Source organism: uncultured Faecalibacterium sp. (assembly GCF_900066275.1).
Classification (GTDB): Bacteria; Bacillota; Clostridia; order Oscillospirales; family Ruminococcaceae; genus Faecalibacterium; species Faecalibacterium taiwanense.
Window position 1 is genome coordinate 21,064 of sequence record NZ_FMFG01000013.1, and the last position, 17,257, is coordinate 38,320.

Annotated in this window: 13 protein-coding genes, 3 tRNA genes and 1 pseudogene; 4 read left to right on the forward strand and 13 right to left on the reverse strand. The window is 57.9% G+C overall.

What is annotated here, in order from left to right; genetic code table 11:
- The 12 genes from QZL71_RS06400 to QZL71_RS06455 all read right to left on the reverse strand — a co-directional run.
- The coding region (locus tag QZL71_RS06400) for a DHH family phosphoesterase (protein WP_363912642.1) at positions 1–685 on the reverse strand (685 nt) is incomplete at its 3' end.
- Between the two features lie 17 nt (positions 686–702).
- Entirely contained in the window at positions 703–1,095 is a 393-nt protein-coding gene (rbfA, locus tag QZL71_RS06405; protein WP_005945412.1) for a 30S ribosome-binding factor RbfA, read from the reverse strand.
- Between the two features lie 169 nt (positions 1,096–1,264).
- A complete protein-coding gene (gene infB / locus QZL71_RS06410) occupies positions 1,265–3,721 on the reverse strand; it encodes a translation initiation factor IF-2 (protein WP_294648308.1) in 2,457 nt (818 codons plus the stop codon).
- Positions 3,718–4,095, reverse strand: coding sequence for a L7Ae/L30e/S12e/Gadd45 family ribosomal protein (locus QZL71_RS06415; protein ID WP_005945406.1), 378 nt, complete (start codon positions 4,093–4,095; stop codon positions 3,718–3,720). Before QZL71_RS06415 ends, infB begins: the two co-directional genes overlap by 4 nt.
- Positions 4,079–4,378 (reverse strand): RNase P modulator RnpM, encoded by a 300-nt coding sequence (locus tag QZL71_RS06420; RefSeq protein WP_005945403.1) that lies wholly within the window; start codon positions 4,376–4,378, stop codon positions 4,079–4,081. The genes QZL71_RS06415 and QZL71_RS06420 overlap by 17 nt, the downstream gene beginning before the upstream one ends.
- A 33-nt stretch (positions 4,379–4,411) precedes the next feature.
- Complete coding sequence (gene nusA / locus QZL71_RS06425; RefSeq protein ID WP_097773881.1) at positions 4,412–5,518, reverse strand: transcription termination factor NusA; 1,107 nt, start codon at positions 5,516–5,518, stop codon at positions 4,412–4,414.
- A gap of 37 nt (positions 5,519–5,555) precedes the next feature.
- Complete coding sequence (gene rimP / locus QZL71_RS06430) at positions 5,556–6,041, reverse strand: ribosome maturation factor RimP (RefSeq protein ID WP_005945397.1); 486 nt, start codon at positions 6,039–6,041, stop codon at positions 5,556–5,558.
- Positions 6,042–6,178: 137 nt separating this feature from the next.
- Complete coding sequence (locus QZL71_RS06435) at positions 6,179–7,420, reverse strand: aminopeptidase (RefSeq protein WP_097773883.1); 1,242 nt, start codon at positions 7,418–7,420, stop codon at positions 6,179–6,181.
- A 506-nt stretch (positions 7,421–7,926) separates the two neighbouring features.
- Positions 7,927–9,348: a glycine--tRNA ligase gene (locus tag QZL71_RS06440; RefSeq protein WP_097773884.1), complete on the reverse strand. Its 1,422-nt coding sequence runs from the start codon at positions 9,346–9,348 to the stop codon at positions 7,927–7,929.
- A 182-nt stretch (positions 9,349–9,530) separates the two neighbouring features.
- Positions 9,531–10,016 carry a 23S rRNA (pseudouridine(1915)-N(3))-methyltransferase RlmH gene (gene rlmH, locus QZL71_RS06445; RefSeq protein ID WP_044954166.1) on the reverse strand — a complete coding sequence of 162 codons (486 nt, stop codon included), beginning with the start codon at positions 10,014–10,016 and terminating at the stop codon, positions 9,531–9,533.
- 332 nt (positions 10,017–10,348) lie between these two features.
- On the reverse strand, positions 10,349–12,598 hold the full coding sequence (locus QZL71_RS06450) for a DNA gyrase subunit A (protein WP_294648309.1): 2,250 nt from the start codon (positions 12,596–12,598) through the stop codon (positions 10,349–10,351).
- Between the two features lie 292 nt (positions 12,599–12,890).
- On the reverse strand, positions 12,891–14,882 hold the full coding sequence (locus tag QZL71_RS06455) for a DNA gyrase/topoisomerase IV subunit B (protein ID WP_005945374.1): 1,992 nt from the start codon (positions 14,880–14,882) through the stop codon (positions 12,891–12,893).
- Positions 14,883–15,237: 355 nt separating this feature from the next.
- Here QZL71_RS06455 and QZL71_RS06460 point away from each other — a divergent pair.
- The 3 genes from QZL71_RS06460 (at position 15,238) to QZL71_RS06470 (ending at position 15,522) form a co-directional block, all read left to right on the forward strand.
- Positions 15,238–15,313: transfer RNA gene (locus QZL71_RS06460), tRNA-Phe, on the forward strand.
- Between the two features lie 30 nt (positions 15,314–15,343).
- Positions 15,344–15,419 (forward strand) — tRNA-Gly (locus QZL71_RS06465).
- Positions 15,420–15,447: 28 nt separating this feature from the next.
- Positions 15,448–15,522, forward strand: a tRNA-Cys gene (locus QZL71_RS06470).
- 381 nt (positions 15,523–15,903) lie between these two features.
- On the opposite strand, the gene QZL71_RS06475 is transcribed toward QZL71_RS06470, so the two are convergent.
- Positions 15,904–16,386, reverse strand: a complete 483-nt coding sequence (locus QZL71_RS06475) for a GNAT family N-acetyltransferase (protein ID WP_005945365.1) — start codon at positions 16,384–16,386, stop codon at positions 15,904–15,906.
- Between the two features lie 150 nt (positions 16,387–16,536).
- On the opposite strand from QZL71_RS06475, the pseudogene QZL71_RS06480 reads away from it, so the two are divergent.
- A pseudogene (locus tag QZL71_RS06480) lies at positions 16,537–17,257 on the forward strand (ATP-dependent DNA helicase RecG); the annotation flags it as partial.

Here is a 17,257-nt window from a genome sequence, read left to right on the forward strand (position 1 = left end):
GGTAGATGAGCGCGCACCGGCCATCCAGATAGTATTCCAGATGGTTGCGGGCAATGCGCTCGGCCTCCATGCGCTCACGGGGCTTGGTATCGAACAGCAGGGTGTTCAGCTCTTCCACATGACAGCCCGCCTCAATGAGCTTTGCCGCCACGATGTGGGTGTTTGCCGTGGTGGAAGAGAACCGGAAGCAGCCGGTGTCGGTTGCAAGGCCGGTGTAAAGGCAGTCTGCAATGTGCGGCGTAATGGCAACGCCCATGGCGTTGATTACCTCGTACAGCAGCTCTGCCGCCGCTGCAGCGCTGCCATCCAGCAGGGTGAAGTCGGCATAGCCGCTGTTGCCTGCATGGTGGTCGATACACAGGTCCACATGGCGTGAGAACTGCGTCATACCGTTGTTTTCTCCAAACAGCTGCACGCTGGCGACATCCACCGCTACCACCGTCTGCGGCTCAAACTCACCTTTGAACATATGTGCGTTGGTAAACGCATACCGGTTGGGAATGGCATCGGAGCAAAGCACTGCCACATTTTTATCCAGTGCTTTCAGTGCACAATACAGCGCGCTGCCGCAGCCAATGGTATCGCCATCCGGGTTTTTGTGACACAGAATCAAAATGTTGTCCGCCGTCATCAGGCGCTGGGCCATCTGCTGCACATTCAACTGTTCTGTCATTCCATGATCCATCCTTTCCGCAGGCGGAATTATTCTTCGGTCTCCTCCGGTGCGCTGGCTTCGGTGTCAGCGTCGCCGTTCACGTTCAGCGTGCGGAGCAGCTCGTTGATGTGGGCTGCATAGGCGGCACCGTCATCCTCTACGAAGATGAAGCGGGGAGCCTTGCGGATGTGCATTTTCTTGCTCACTTCAGTGCGCACATGGCCTGCCGCGCGGTTCAGTGCCTCGATGGCGGGCTTTGGGCCGTCCTCGCGGCCCATCACGCTCACATACACCTTGGCCACATCCAGATCAGGGGTCACATCCAGACGGGTGACGGTGAGCAGGCCGCCCTCCAGACGCGGGTCCTTCAGCCTGCCGATGATGGCAATGATCTCGCGCTTCATATCCTGCGCCAGACGGCCCATATTCTTCTGAGACATAGTATTTCTCCCTATAAAAGAAAACCCTCTCAGCCTCGCTTCGCTCGGCAGCTCTCCCGAGGGACGAGCTTTTTGCGTGGATACGGCAAACGTTCCGTTTCTCTGCAAACCTCCCACCTCGGGGGAGGTGGCATTGCGCCAGCAATGACGGAGAGGGTTATTTCAGATCTTAATCGCGGTACTCTTCCATCTTGAAGGCTTCGTACACGTCGCCTTCCTTGACGTCGGCAAACTTTGCCAGAGTAACGCCGCATTCGTAGCCCTCGGCCACTTCCTTGACGTCGTCCTTGAAGCGCTTCAGGGATGCGATCTCGTCCTCGGTGATCACGATGCCGTCACGCACCACGCGCACCTTGCTGTCGCGGGTGATCTTGCCGCTGGTCACACGGCAGCCTGCAACGGTGCCCACATTGGAGATCCTGTACACCTGACGCACCTGCAGCTCACCCAGAGACACCTCGCGGAACTTGGGAGCCAGCATGCCCTTCATAGCGTCGGTGACATCGTTGATGGCATCATAGATGACGCGGTACATACGCATTTCCACCTTGGTGGCAGCAGCTTCTTCCTTGGCCACATTGTCCGGGCGGACGTTGAAGCCGATGATGATGGCGTTGGAGGCATCGGCCAGATCCACGTCGGACTTGCTGATAGCGCCGACACCGGCGTGGATGACCCGCACACGCACCTCGTCGTTGGAGATCTTCTCCAGACTCTGCTTGACGGCCTCGGCAGAGCCCTGCACATCGGCCTTGACCACGATGGCCAGTTCCTTCATGTCGTTCTGTGCCATCTGGCTGAACAGGTTATCCAGAGTGACCTTCTGGAAGGAGGAGAACTGCTTTTCCTTGGCGGCAGCAACGCGCTGTTCGGCCAGCTCACGGGCCAGACGCTCGTCCTCAACAGCCTCGAACAGGTCGCCTGCTTCCGGCACTGCGGTCAGGCCGGTGATCTCCACAGGGGTAGAGGGGCCGGCATCGCTCAGCAGCTGGCCCTTGTCGTTGCGCATGGTACGCACGCGGCCCACAGCGGTACCGGCAATGATGACGTCGCCGGAGTGCAGGGTGCCGTTCTGCACCAGAATGGTGGCAATGGGGCCCTGGCCCTTGTCCAGACGGGCCTCGACGACCGCACCCTTGGCGCGGCGGTTGGGGTTTGCCTTCAGCTCCATGACCTCAGCTTCCAGAGCGATGCGCTCCAGCAGGTCGTTGATGCCCATGCCGGTCAGGGCAGACACCGGGATGCAGGCCACATCGCCGCCCCAGTCCTCGGTGATGATGCCGTACTTGGTCAGGCCTTCCATCACGCGCTCGGGGTTTGCGGTGGGCTTATCCATCTTGTTCATTGCCACGATAATCTTGACATTTGCAGCCTTGGCGTGGTTGATGGACTCGATGGTCTGGGGCATGATGCCGTCGTCGGCAGCAACCACCAGAACGGCGATATCGGTCATGTTGGCACCGCGGGCACGCATGGAGGTGAATGCCTCATGGCCCGGGGTATCCAGGAAGGTGATGAGGCTGTCGTTGACCTTGACCTGATATGCACCGATGGCCTGCGTGATGCCGCCGGCCTCGCCTGCGGTAACGTTGGTCTTGCGGATGGCGTCCAGAATACTGGTCTTGCCGTGGTCAACATGGCCCATGACGCAGACCACCGGGGGACGCTCCACCAGGTCCTCCTGCGAATCCTCTTCCTGCGTGAACAGGCGCTCTTCGATGGTCACATGCACCTCGTGCTCGACCTTTGCGTGGAACTCCTCTGCCAACAGAGAAGCGGTATCAAAATCGATCACATCGTTGATGGCGTGCATCTCACCCATCTGCATGAACTTGGCAATGACCTTGCCGGCCTGCTGCTTCAGGCGGGCAGCCAGCTCGCCCACGGTGATCTCGTCGGGGATCATCACCTTCAGCTGTGCGCTGCGGGCCTTTTCCAGCTGGATGCGCTGCAGACGCTCGAACTCGGTCTCGCGCTTGCCCTTCTGGAACTGCTGGCGCTGGCGCTGACCGCGCTGGGTGAACTTTTGCTTGTTGCCCTGCGGGGTGGGCTTGCGGCGGTTCTCGGTGTTCTTGGTGGAAGCCAGATCATCGTAACGGGCATCGAAGCGGTCCACGTTCATATCCACAGTGCGGGTATCCACGGTGACCTGATTGTCCTCGCGGCGCACGGACACAGCCTGTGCCGGAGCAGCGGATGCCTTGGCACCGGTCTCACGAGCCAGTTCGCTGAGAGAAACGGTCTTTTCCTCGCGCTTCTTGTGCTGCTCGTTCTTCTTTTCGTTATGCTTATTGCCGTTCTTATCCTGCTGGGCAGGCTCTGCCTTTTTGGCGGCAGACTGCTCCGGCTTCTTTTCTGCCTTGGGAGCTTCGGGCTTTTTCTCGGCCTTCTTCTCAGTGGGCTTCGGCTCTTCCTTTGCGGCCTTGGCGCTGTTCAGGAATTCGTCCAGATTTGCCACGCTGTTATCCTTGCTGAACTTTTCCAGCAGGTAGTTCAGCTCGTTCTCTTCCAGATTGGAGCTGTTCTTCTTGCCGGTGCTGCCCATGGCGTTCAGCTCATCCAGGACCTTCTTGGCGGAAAGGTTCAGGTCCTTTGCAAAATCACTCACTTTATATTTTACGATCATTCGGTCATATCCTCCTCATTTTTGATTGCTCCGCAGTCCGACAGGCGGTCAAAGCAGAGCTTTGCGAGGTTGCGGTCAGTCACCGCGTAAACAGCCACAGGCTTGCGGCTGATATCGGCCAGTTTATCCTGCGTAAGCGGCATGGTGATCACATCCACCAGATCGCCCACAGAATAGTCGAGGCGCTGCACGGTCTTGGCGCTGGCATCGCTTGCCACCATCACCAGCCATGCCTTGCTCTTGACGCAGGCATCTTCCACGGCATCAAAGCCCATGGTCAGTGCGCCCGCCTTGCGGCACAGGCTCAGCGCCTGAAACAGCGCTTCCTCCGGCGGCAGCTTGGGCTTTGCGGGGGTGTTATTCTTCTTTGCCATTTGCTGCTGCCTCCTTTGCGGCTTCGGCCAGCTGTGCGGCCAGAGCCTCGTAAACTTCGGCGGGAACCGGCTGCTCAAAGCAGCGCTCCAGCGCCTTTTTCTTTTTTGCCTTGGTCAGGCAGTCGGGGTTCGGGCAGAGATACGCGCCGCGGCCCGGCTTTTTGCCGACCAGATCAATGCTGATCTCTCCGCTGGGTGCACGCACCACACGCACCAGCTCCTTTTTGGGGCGGCTGGTCATGCAGCCGATGCACTGGCGGGAAGGGATCTTTTTCTGTGCCATCCGGTTTCCCTCCTTTGGCCATCTGCACCGGAATTACTCGGTGTCGGTCTCGGCTTCCTTCTTGGGCTCTTCCTCGCCATAATAGCCGCTCTCGGGGCGGATATCAATGTTGTAGCCGGTCAGGCGTGCGCACAGGCGTGCGTTCTGGCCCTTGTTGCCAATGGCAAGGCTCAGCTGCTGGTCGGGCACGGTCACACGGCAGGAACGGGTCTCGCCGGGCAGCAGTTCCACCTTGACCACCTTGGCCGGGCTGAGTGCTGCGGAGATGAACTCGGAGATATCCTCGCTCCACTTCACAATGTCGATCTTTTCGCCGCCCAGCTTTTCCACAACAGCAGCTACACGGGCACCGTGCTCGCCGATGCAGGCGGAAACAGGGTTCACGTTGGGGTCCTTGCTCCAAACAGCCATCTTGGTGCGTGCACCGGCCTCGCGGCTGATGGCCTTGACCTCCACAGTACCGTCAAAAATTTCGGGCACTTCCAGCTCAAACAGGCGCTTGACAAGGCCGGGATGGGTGCGGCTGATCATAACGCGGGGGCCGCGCTCAGTGCTGACCACGTCCACAACGTAGACCTGCAGGGTCTGGCCCTCGGTGTACACCTCGCCGGGCACCTGCTCGTTGTGGGGCAGGATAGCCTCGCCGCCCTTGCCCAGATCCAGAGCAACGATGCCCTTCTCCGGGTCCACGCGGGTAACGGTGGCCTGCACGATGTCGTGTGCACGGGACTGGATCTCGCTCAGCTGCTGGCTGCGCTCAGCCTCGCGGATGCCCTGACGGATCACGTGCTTTGCGGTCTGGGCTGCAATGCGGCCGAAGTCCTTGGTCTTGAGGGGGGTCACGATGCGGTCGCCCACTTCGTAGCTCTTGCGGATCTTCTGTGCCTCGGTAATGCCGATCTCAGAGTGCTCGTCGTACCAGTCCTCGTCGGCCACAACGTCCTGGATCAGGGCCACATCAAAGCGGCCTGCGGCGGGGTCGATATCCACCTTCACGTGGTCCTCTTCCACCTCATAGTTCTTCTTGACGGCAATGATGATCGCAGCCTTGATCTTTTCGATCAGGTATTCTGCGGTGATGCCGCGCTCGTGCTCCAGCATGGAGAGAGCTTCAAAAAATTCATTGTTCGCTGCTGCCATTTTTCGGGTTCCTCCTGTAATTTACTCTCTATCTATGTTAGTCAAACAGGTCTTCATCGTCGCACAGGTTCACGCTGGATGCGGCGTTCACCTCAAAGGTGACAGCGCCCGCATCGGTGTTCACCGTAACGGTGCTGCCCTCGCGGCCTGTCAGAATACCGGAAAACTCACGCACGCCGTCTGCATTCGGGCGGATGAGCTTTACCCGGATCTTCTGGCCCTTGAGGGCTTCATAGTGCTCCGGGCGGGTCAGCTTACGGCCAAGGCCGGGGCTGCCCACTTCCAGATAATAGCTCTGGTCGATGGGGTCTGCCTCGTCAAGGATGGGATCCAGCGCATGGGAAACATCCGCGCAGGTGTCGGTATCCATGGTGCCGTCCTTGTCGATGAGCACGCGAAGATACCAGTCTGGACCTTCCTTTTCAAAAACCACATCCCACAGGCGCAGGCCCATGCCCTCCACGGTGGGGCGGACAAGCGCTTCGACTCTCTGGGCGGTGTTGCCGCCAGACTGCTTCGCCATAAAAAACCTCCAAACAAACAAGAAACGCGGACCTTGCGGCCCACGTTTCAGGTTAAACTATATCGTACTACTAGAATATACCATACATCCCGCGATTATGCAAGCATTTTCGCAGATTTTTTTCGCCGCAGGGTCTTTTACAGCACCCACACGCCGTCCCGGAACAGCTCCACGGTGCGGCCATCGCGGCATTTGCCGGTGATATGGCTGTCCTCTGCACCGATCATCACATCCTCATGCAGGCGGGACTGGTTCATGCCGCGGGCCAGCAGCTCTTCCTTCGTCAGCGCCGTGCCGCCCTTCGTGGTGCCGGGGTAGCTGGCACCAAAAGCGATGTGGCAGGCGGCATTTTCGTCAAACAACGTGCTGTAGAACAGCTTGCCGCTGCGGTTGATGGGGCTGCTTGCCGGCACCAGTGCCACTTCGCCAATGCTGCGGGAGCCTTCGTCGCCGTCCAGCAGACGGCCCAGCAGCACCTGTCCCTGCTCGGCGTGGTAGTCCACAACCCGGCCCTTCTCAAAGGTGACACGGAAGTTCTTGATGAGCTGGCCGTTGAACACATAGGGCTTTGTGCCGTAGACAACGCCCTCTACCCTGTCCTTGTGGGGCGCAGTGAACACTTCCTCCGTGGGGATGTTGGGCAGGAACACCACGCCCTTTTCGCTCTTGCTGGCGGCGCTTTCCCACACAGCCTGATCCGCAAGACCCACGGTCAGGTCCGTGCCATTGCTGCTCTCAAAATGCACGCTTTCCAAGTCCAGCGCGTTCATTTTATCCCGCAGAGTGCTGAGCCGCTCCATATGGGCCTGCCACTCGTTCACCGGGTCGCCACCGGTGACCCGGCACACGTCAAAGATCAGCTTCCACAAAGCCTCCATTGCGGCATCCGCGTCCAGCTCCGGGAAGACCTTCTTTGCCCACGGCACACTGGGCAGGGCCGCAATGGACCACTGCACCCGGTCGTTCATGGTGTACTCCTGCCACTCCTCCATAAAGGCGCGGCGGGCGGCATTCACCCGGCTGATCTTATTGCCGTCAATGCCCGCATACAGCTCCGGGTCGTCCGCAATGAGATGCAGTACACACACGCCGCCCTCGCTTTCAGCATAGTCAAGATAGCGGCGCAGCTGCCATGGCTTGAGGTCGGTCAGGGCCTCCTCGCTGCCCAGCTCCATGCGGGCACGGGCCACAGCGTCATCGCTCCAGTTCACCTGCACATCCCGGGCACCGGCTTCGTAGGCACTGCGCACGCACAGCCGCGCCAGCGGCGCGCCCTCCAGCGGGCAGTTGATGATGAGGGTCTGTCCGGGCTGTGGGTTCACCCCCACCCGGACGATGAAATCGGCATATTTTTTCAGCAGTTCGTCAAAGTTTTCCACGGTAGAACCTCCTGCGGTGTAAAAATCATGTTTTTCTGTTTTTCAGTATACCCGGTACAAGCCGTTCTGTCCAGTAAAAAGAAAACAGACACCTCCCGCTGTTGAAAAAGCAGGAAACGTCTGTTATACTGTCTTTTGAAAGTGCTGTCTACATACGGCAGGCGGTCTATGCCTTTTCGGCCCTGCGTCGGGAAGACGAACATTTTTGTCGTACCCCAGACGCTTTGCAGCGAAGGGGGTGATGCTTCATGACGCTTTTAGAAACTCTGGCTCTGCTCACATTGCTTGCAACCGTGAGCTTTGGCATTTTCGATATCGCGTGGAAGATCTTCAACAACAAAAAATGACCGCCCTCAGCGTCCAAACCTGAGCGGTCATCTTTTGATTATCGCGCCGGAAAGGTACTGACCGTTTGCCAGACAGCACTTTCTTTATTTGTATTATAGCACAGCCCCGCCGAAATTGCAACGGCGGGGCTGTTTTTATCGCCTGAAAGCGAAATTTTCTCAGAACTCGATCTTGCTCTCGATATAAGCTTTCAGCTCGGAGATGGGCATACGAACCTGCTCCATGGTATCGCGGTCACGGACGGTGACGCAGTTGTCGGCGGCAATGCCCTTGGCCTCGTCGCCCACGGTGTCAAAGTCCACGGTGATGCAGTACGGGGTGCCGATCTCGTCCTCGCGGCGGTAACGCTTGCCGATGGAACCGGTATCGTCGTAATCCACCATGAAGTACTTGCTCAGCTCGTTGCGGATCTCCATGGCCTTCTCGCCCAGCTTCTTGCTCAAGGGCAGCACAGCGCACTTGTAGGGAGCCAGAGCCGGATGCAGATGCAGCACGGTGCGGATATCCTCCTTGCCCTTGCTGTCGGTCAGGTGCTCCTCGTCGTATGCTTCGCACAGGAAAGCCAGAGCCACACGGTCACAGCCCAGAGACGGCTCAATGACGTAGGGGATGTAGTGCTCGTTGGTCTCGCTGTCGAAGTACTCCAGGCTCTTGCCGGAAGCTTCCTGATGGCGGGTCAGGTCGTAGTTGGTACGATCCGCGATGCCCCACAGCTCACCCCAGTCGGTGAACGGGAAGGCGTACTCGATATCGGTGGTAGCGCGGCTGTAGAAGGCCAGCTCTGCAGGCTCGTGGTCACGCAGGCGCAGGTGCTCCTTCTTGATGCCAAGGCTCAGCAGCCAGTTCTCGCAATAGTCCTTCCAGTAAGCGAACCATTCCAGATCGGTGCCGGGCTTGCAGAAGAACTCGCACTCCATCTGCTCGAACTCACGGGTGCGGAAGGTGAAGTTGCCCGGGGTGATCTCGTTGCGGAAAGCCTTGCCTACCTGGCACACGCCGAAGGGCAGCTTGCGGCGGGTGGTGCGCTGGATGTTGGCAAAGTTGACAAAGATGCCCTGTGCGGTCTCAGGACGCAGATAGCAGGTGGAAGAGCTATCCTCAGTAACGCCGATGGCAGTCTTGAACATCAGGTTGAACTTGCGGATGGGGGTAAAATCGTGCTTGCCGCACACCGGGCACACGATGTCCTCATGCTCTGCGATGAAAGCATCCATTTCGTCAAAGCTCATGGCATCCACGTTCACCTCGGGGTGCTCCTCGCCGATCAGCTTGTCGGCGCGGTGGCGTGCCTTGCAGGCGCGGCAGTCCAGCAGGGGGTCCGAGAAGCTGGAGACGTGGCCGGTGGTCACCCAGGTCTGAGGGTTCATGATGATGGCTGCATCCAGACCCACATTATAGGGGCTCTCCTGCACGAATTTCTTCAGCCATGCCTTTTTGACATTGTTCTTGAACTCGACGCCCAGCGGGCCGTAGTCCCAGCTGTTGGCCAGACCGCCGTAGATCTCGGAACCGGGGAACACATAACCACGGTTCTTGCAGAGATTGACGATCATATCAAGGGTCTTTTCGCTCTGTTCCATTGTAGTACATCCTTTCCGTCCGCGGCTGGTTTGCCGTGTCGTTGTTGTATCGTTCCGGCAGCTTTCCCCACTGCCGGGCGTGCTTTTCAAAGGGAAAGCACAGTATCTTTACTGTACCATGTTTTGCGCCGCTTGTAAAGCCGAAAACCGGCCTGCTTTGGGGAACAGACCGGTTTTTGCACTTATTTATGGTATTTCATTCCTGCATTGATGGTGCAGGCACGGTAGATCTGTTCCGTGAGCACAAGGCGGGCCAGCTGGTGGGGCATGGTGATGCGTCCCATGCTGAACTTGAGTGCAGCGGCCTTTTTCACCTCATCGGACAGGCCGTGGGACGAGCCGATCACAAAGGCCACGTCTCCTGCCCCACTGTTTGCGCGGTCGGCAAGGAACTGCGCCAGCTCGTCGGAGGAGATTTGCCTGCCCTCAATGCACATAGCCACGATGGCAGCGCCCTTGCGCACGTTGGACAGGATGGCCTTGCCCTCCTTGTCCAGTGCCTTTTTTACCACGGCATCCGAGGCGTTTTTCTCCTCGATCTTTTCCTCCGGCAGCTCGATGATGCGGAAGGACGCGAAGGCGGCAAGGCGCTTCTGGTACTCGGCCACGCCCTCGGCGAAATATTTTGCATTCAGCTTGCCCACACAGATCAGGTCGATGTTTTGCATTGCAGTTTCCTCTTCTATATAGAAACGATTTAAAATTGTCTCCGCTTCGCTCTGACAATAACAGCGGAATTTCCATTTTTATTTTCGTGTTTGTCGCGGCCTGCGGGCCGCTCCAAACACATTTTCACGGGTGGGGTCGCTGCCGGAAAATGCATTTTCCGCTGCGCGACGGCTGCAAGCCGACAGCAGCAAGATGCCGTTTGCCGTTGCAGCCTTTCTTGTGAAAAGGCAAATTGGAAAAATCCGCAGATTTTTCCAATTTGCAATCCTTAAAATCACCTTCCGCTAAGAATGGCAGAGCGAAGCGGAGCCATTTCTCAATAAAAAGCGTTTTACAGCAGACTCATCTGCTCGCCCTCGTCCTCGGCGCGGAGCAGCGCACCGGTAGCGGGCAGGCTGCGCACACGGTAGCGGTGGGGGTTCGCCAGTTCCAGCGTGTCCGCCGGCACCACCGAAGCGATGGTCTGGTTCTTTTTCAGGGTGACCACCGCCACGCCCTGACTGTCGCGAGTGGCCTTGGCCGCGATCTGCGCCGTGCCAACCAGCAGCATCCGGCTGGCGCTGGTGCGGATGGCAAGCTCCGTTTCCTCCGGCAGGAAGAAGAGCTTTGCCAGCGGTTCCTTGTCGCAGTAGGCCTTGAGCAGCTTACGGCGGTTCTGCTTGGTGGCATAGGAGCTGAGCGGAATTTTCGCGCACTTGCCGCTGGCAAAGAAGAACAGCATATAGCCGCTGTAGTCGCTGGTGATCACCATGGAGAGCACGTTCTCGCCCTCGTCCATGCCCAGACGGCCCGGGATGAAAATGCCCATCTGAGCCACCTTGCCGTCCTCCAGCTCAGCCAGACGCACCTTGTACACCTGCTGGCGGTCGGTAAAGAACAGCGCTTCCACGTTGTTGCGGGTCTCGATCTGCTGCACGATCTCGTCGCCTTCCTTCAGCTTATGGGCACCGGCGGTGCGCAGACCCTGCGGCGGGATCTTTTTGAAGTAGCCCTCGCGGGTAAAGAACACCGTCACGGGGTAATCCGGCGCTTCTTCCTCCTCGGAGCCGTTCTCATCCTCAGGCAGATCGTACAGGATCTCGCTGCGGCGGGGCTGGCCGTACTTCTTGGCAACATCGTTCAGCTCATTGATGATGATGCGGCGGATGCGGGCGGGCTTTGCAAGGATATCGTTCAGGTCGGCAATGTCCTTCTCCAGCTGTTCGATCTCGCTGGTGCGCTTGAGGATATATTCCCGGTTCAAATGACGCAGCTTGATCTCGGCCACATAGTCGGCCTGCACTTCATCGATGCCAAAACCGATCATCAGGTTGGGCACCACTTCGGTCTCTTCCTCGGTGGTGCGGATAATTTTGATTGCCTTGTCAATGTCCAGCAGGATGGCAGCAAGACCCTTGAGCAGGTGCAGGCGCTTTTCCTTGCCGTGCAGGTCGTAGTAGGTGCGGCGGCGCACGCACTCCACGCGGAAGGCCGTCCACTCCTTGAGAATTTCGCGCACGCCCATCACGCGGGGCTGGCCGGACACCAGAATATTGAAGTTAGCGCTGAAGCTGTCTTCCAGAGGGGTAGCCTTAAACAGCTTTGCCATCAGCTTGTCGGCATCCACGCCGCGCTTGAGGTCCAGTGTCAGCTTCAGACCGTTCAGGTCGGTCTCGTCACGCATGTCGCTGATCTCCTTGACCTTGCCGGCCTTGACCAACTCTGCGATCTTGTCCATGATGGCCTCCACCGTGGTGGTTGGCGGGATCTGGGTGACCTCAATCATGTTTTCGCCCGGCACCACATTGTAGCGGGCGCGTACCTTCACGCTGCCGCGGCCGTTCTCGTAAATTTCACGCATCTGCGCTTCATCGTACAAAATCTGACCGCCGCCCACGAAGTCCGGGGCGGGCATGGTGGTGGAGATGTCGTGGTGCTCGTCCTTCATCAGGGCCACGGTGGTGGCGCACAGCTCTGCCAGATTGAACGAGCAGATGTTGCAGGCCATGCCCACCGCGATGCCCAGCGTGTTGTTGGCCAGAATGGTGGGGAAGGTGACCGGCAGCAGGGTAGGCTCGGTGGTGGTGCTGTCGTAGTTGGGCACAAAGTCCACGGTCTCCTTGTCGATATCCCGGAACAGCTCCTCGCACACACCCTCGAGCTTCGCCTCCGTGTAACGGGCAGCAGCGCAGGACATATCGCGGCTGTAGGCCTTGCCAAAGTTGCCCTTGCTGTCCACAAAGGGCACCAGCAGGCTCTCGTTGCCGCGGCCCATGCGCACCATGGTGTCGTAGATGGCGGCATCGCCGTGGGGGTTCAGGTGCATGGTGCTGCCCACGATGTTGGCAGACTTGGTGCGTGCGCCCTTGAGCAGGCCCATCTCGTACATGGTGTACAGCAGCTTGCGGTGCGCCGGTTTGAAGCCGTCGATCTCTGGCAGCGCGCGGCTGACGATGACGCTCATGGCGTAGGGCATATAGTTGGTTTCCAGCGTGCGGGTGATGGGGTCCTCCAGCACACTGCCGGCATTTAAAATTTCAACGCCGTCGCCCAGCTGCGGGCGCACCGGCTTGAGTGTTTTCTTGGTCGATTTTCTAGGCATCTTCTAACCTCTTGACGATTTTAAATGGGCGCCGCTCTCGCTCTGCCCATATTCAGCGGAAAATATTTTTTATTTTTGCAGTTCAGGATGGCCAGCGGGCCATCCTGAGCTGCTCTTTCACAGATGGAGCCGTTCCGGTTTTCTGCATTTTTCCCTTAAAATGCCGTGACCCGTTGGGGCCTTCTTCGTGAAAACGTGATTTGGAGCAGCCCGCAGGCTGCGACAAATCACCAAATTAAAATAACGTTACCTCTGTCATTGCCAGAGCGCAAGCGGAGGCAATTTAAAATCATCAGCTCACATCCAGATCGTCCAGATATTCTGCGCCGTGCTGCGCAATGTGTTCCTTGCGGCCTGCAAGGTTATCACCCAGCAGGATATCGAACACCTGCGCGGTCTGCACCACATCGGTGGGCATCACCTTGATCAGACGGCGGCTCTCCGGGTTCATGGTGGTCAGCCACATCATCTCGGGGTCATTCTCGCCCAGACCTTTGGAGCGCTGGATGGTATATTTTTTCTCTCCGATCTCTTCCAGAAAAGCGGCCTTTTCCGGTTCGGTGTAGGCAAAATAAGTGCGGTCTTTCGTTGTAATTTCATACAACGGCGACTCTGCGATATACACATAGCCCTTCTCGATCAGGGTCGGGGTCAGGCGGTAGAGCATGGTGAGCACCAGCGTGCGGATCTGGTAGCCGTCCACATCGGCATCGGTACAAATGACGATTTTATTGAACCGCAGATTATCGAGATTGAAGGTGGCCAGCTCCTTGTTGTGTTTGCCGCCCAGTTCCACGCCGCAGCCCATCACCTTGATGAGATCCACGATGACATCCGATTTAAAGATGCGGGCATAGTCGGCCTTCAGGCAGTTCAAAATTTTGCCGCGGATGGGCATGATGGCCTGATATTCACTGTCGCGGCTGGACTTGACCGCACCCATAGCGGAATCGCCCTCCACGATATACAGCTCGCGGCGAGATGCATCCTTGGTGCGGCAGTCCACGAATTTCTGCACCCGGTTGGCAAGGTCGATCTGGGTGGACAGCGTTTTTTTGATGCTCTGGCGCGTTTTTTCCGCATGCTCACGGCTCTGCTTGTTCACCAGCACCTGCTGGCAGATCTTCTGGGCCTCGTCCGGCTTTTCCAGAAAATACACTTCCAGATAATGCTTGAGGAAGTCGGTCATAGCCTGCGAGACGAATTTGTTGGTGATGGCCTTTTTGGTCTGGTTCTCGTAGCTGGTGCGGGTGGAAAAACTGGACGAGACATACACCAAGCAGTCCTGCACATCCTGAAAGCTAATGGCGCTCTCACCTTTTTTATAGAGGTTCTTTTCCTTCAGGTACTTGTTGATCTGATAGACAAAGGCGGTGCGCACCGCGTGCTCCGGGCTGCCGCCGTGCTCCAGCCAGGAAGAGTTGTGGTAATATTCCAGCATCTGCACCTTATTGGAGAAGCAGAACGCCGCGCTCATGCGCACCTTGTAATCCGGCTGGTCCTCGCGGTCCCGGCCGGATGCCTCACTCTCACAGCTGAACACCGGGGTCAGGGTATCCTCCCCTGCCACCTCGGCCACATAGTCCGCGATGCCGTGCTCATAGCACCAGCTCTCGTACCACGCCTTGCCAGTGGCAGGGTCTTTCTCTTTTTCATCGGTGAAGTTCAGGGTCAGGCCTGCGTTGACCACCGCTTGACGGCGCAGGGTATCCTTATAGTAGCTGCCGGGCACATCGATGTCGGTGAACACCTCGTCGTCCGGCTTCCAGTGAATGATGCTGCCGGTGCGGCGGCCCTTGTAGGCTTCCTTCTGCAGGCCGCCCACATTCTCGCCCTTTTTAAAATCAAGGTGATAGTGGTATCCGTCACGGTAGATATCGGCGGTCATCCATGCAGAAGCATACTGGGTAGCGCACAGGCCCAGACCGTTCAAGCCAAGGCTGAACTCGTAGTTATCCTCACCCTCGCCATACTTGCCGCCTGCATACATCTCGCAGAACAACAGCTCCCAATTGTAGCGCCCCTCGCCGTTGTTCCAGTCCACGGGCATACCGCGGCCAAAGTCCTCAACGATGACGCTGCCATCCTTACAGCGGGTCACGTTGATGGTATCGCCGTGGCCGTCGCGGGCTTCGTCGATGGAGTTGGAGACGATCTCAAAGATGGAGTGGGCGCAGCCCTCCACGCCGTCTGAGCCAAAGATAACGGCCGGGCGCTTACGCACACGGTCGGCACCCTTCAAAGAAGTAATGCTCTCGTTGCCATATTCCTGTTTTTTTGCCATGCTGCTCCTCCCGGCCCGGCCTTTCTTGCAAAAAGCGGGCCGTCTGTAGTCAAATCATAAAACGCCTCTGCCCTTTTCTTACTATAATATAGGTATACACAGAGAAAAAGGGCAAAAGCGCCTGAATTATTTCATTTTCATTAAACCATAGGTTGTTGAATTTGTCAATTTCTGTTTGGCACGCCCGCACACAGCACGTCCTGTGCCGGATGTGCCGAAAGCAGGTTGAAAAAAGTCATTCTTATTTTACGCGCTGGAGCGACCAAAATCAAGAAAGTTTCAATTTTCTGAAAAAAATTTGGATTTACCCCTTTACAAAATCGAAATTTCAGGTATAATAATCATCGTCCGGTGCGCCTCTGTAGCTCAGTCGGTAGAGCAGGGGACTGAAAATCCCCGTGTCATTGGTTCGATTCCGATCGGAGGCACCAGCTAAGGAAATCCAGCAGGGTTTCCAATATGCGGCCGTAGCTCATCTGGTAGAGCGCCACCTTGCCAAGGTGGAGGTAGCGAGTTCGAGCCTCGTCGGCCGCTCCAACAGGAGTGGAAATTCACTCCTAAATATGGTGACGTGGCCAAGTGGTAAGGCAAGGGTCTGCAAAACCCTCATCCACCAGTTCAAATCTGGTCGTCACCTCCAAAAGATTCCCGGAAGCTTCGGCTTCCGGGATTTTTTGTTTTTGCGCTGTTCCCTATCAGCCTCCTCGCCCTCTCCGTCACCTACGGTGACAGACTCCCCCTTTTGTCACCTGCGGTGACATCTTCCCCCGGAGCGGGGGAAGTCTTTCCTCAAAGGGAGAGCCTCTGGCGAAACCGGTCACTTTGCAGTTAAGCCGAAAAGTCTGCCGCAGTGCCGCACTTTCGCAGAAAGCGGCACTGCAAATGCCGTCTACCTTTACGCCCCCTCCAGTGAAAATGCAATGCCGGAGCTTCCGCGGACGCTCCGGCATTGCTCTCTTAAAAATTATTCTTCCGCTGAATACGGCCGGAGCAAGGCGTAGGCCATTCCAGATCGTCCCCCTCAGAACTTCAGCCGCATCTGGTACCACACCACGCCCCCGTGGGTGGAGCCGGAAACGCCCTCGTTCACAAAGCCGAACTTTGCATAGTAGTGCACCAGGGCCTCCTTGCAGGTCAGTACCAGCCCCTTCCGGCCTTGGGCCCGGGCGTCGGCAATGGCCTGCTGCAGCAGCTGCCCGGCGTACCCCTGTCTGCGGCAGGCCGGGATGGTGTTTACCCCAAAGATCATCTGCCAGGCACCATTCTCCCGGTGGAGGGAGGCGTCGGCGTACATCTCATCGGTCAGGTCCGGCCAGTCGGTGCAAAAGCCGTCCACAAAGGCCAGCAGCCTTTCCCCCTCCCACAGCAGCCAAAAATGATTGCCGTACTGCTGCAGCCGCCCGGCAAACTCCTCTGCCGTAGCCGCCTCTGCCGCCGGGAAGCAGGCCGCCTCCACCGCTGCAATGGCCTCCAAGTCCTTTAAGGTCCCCTTACGGATCTCCATAAATATTCTCCCCTCTTTTTCTTCCGAGTGTACCACAGTTCCTGCCCAAAGGCAAAGGTCCTGCCGGTTTTTCCTTTTTGGGCCATTTGCATCCGCTGCCGCTCCGTGTTACAATGGCTATATTGCATCCAAAAAAGGAGCTGACACGCCATGCCCGCCGAAAACCATACCACCCTCACCCCGGATACGCCGGTGCGCTACCTGAAGGGCGTTGGCCCCAAGACCGCTGAGCGGTTCGAGAAGCTGGGCATCGTGACGCTGGCCGACCTGCTGTGCCACTACCCGCGCAGATATATCGACTTCACCAAACCCTATTCCATCGCCGAAGCGCCCACCGATGTGGAGTGCGTCGTCAGGGCTGAGGTGTTCGCCAAACCCGGCGGGCGTATCCTGCCGGGCGGGCGGCGGATGGAGCGCATCACTGCCGGGGACGATGTGTCCAGTCTGGAGATCACATGGTTCAATAATCCGTATGCCGCCCAGAAGCTGCAGCTGGGGCAGGAATATTATTTTCAGGGCATCGTTACCGGCGGGATGCTGCGCCGCCAGATGGTCAACCCGCAGGTGCGCACCGCTGAGCAGATCAAGGCTTCTCCCTTTGAAGCGGTCTACCCCCAGACCGAGGGCCTGACCAGCAATGCCATCGCCAAGTGCGTGCGGCAGCTGCTGCCCCATGCAGAGCTTCTGCCCGACCCTCTTCCGCCGGAAATGCTGGCAAAATACCGTCTGCTCTCCAAGGCAGATGCCGTGCGGGCCATCCACTGCCCTGCCACCGAAGAGCAGGCCTATGCAGCCCGGCGGCGGCTGATCTATGAAGAACTTCTGGTTTTACAGCTGGGCATTGGCCGGATGAAAAACCGGGGTGCCGCTG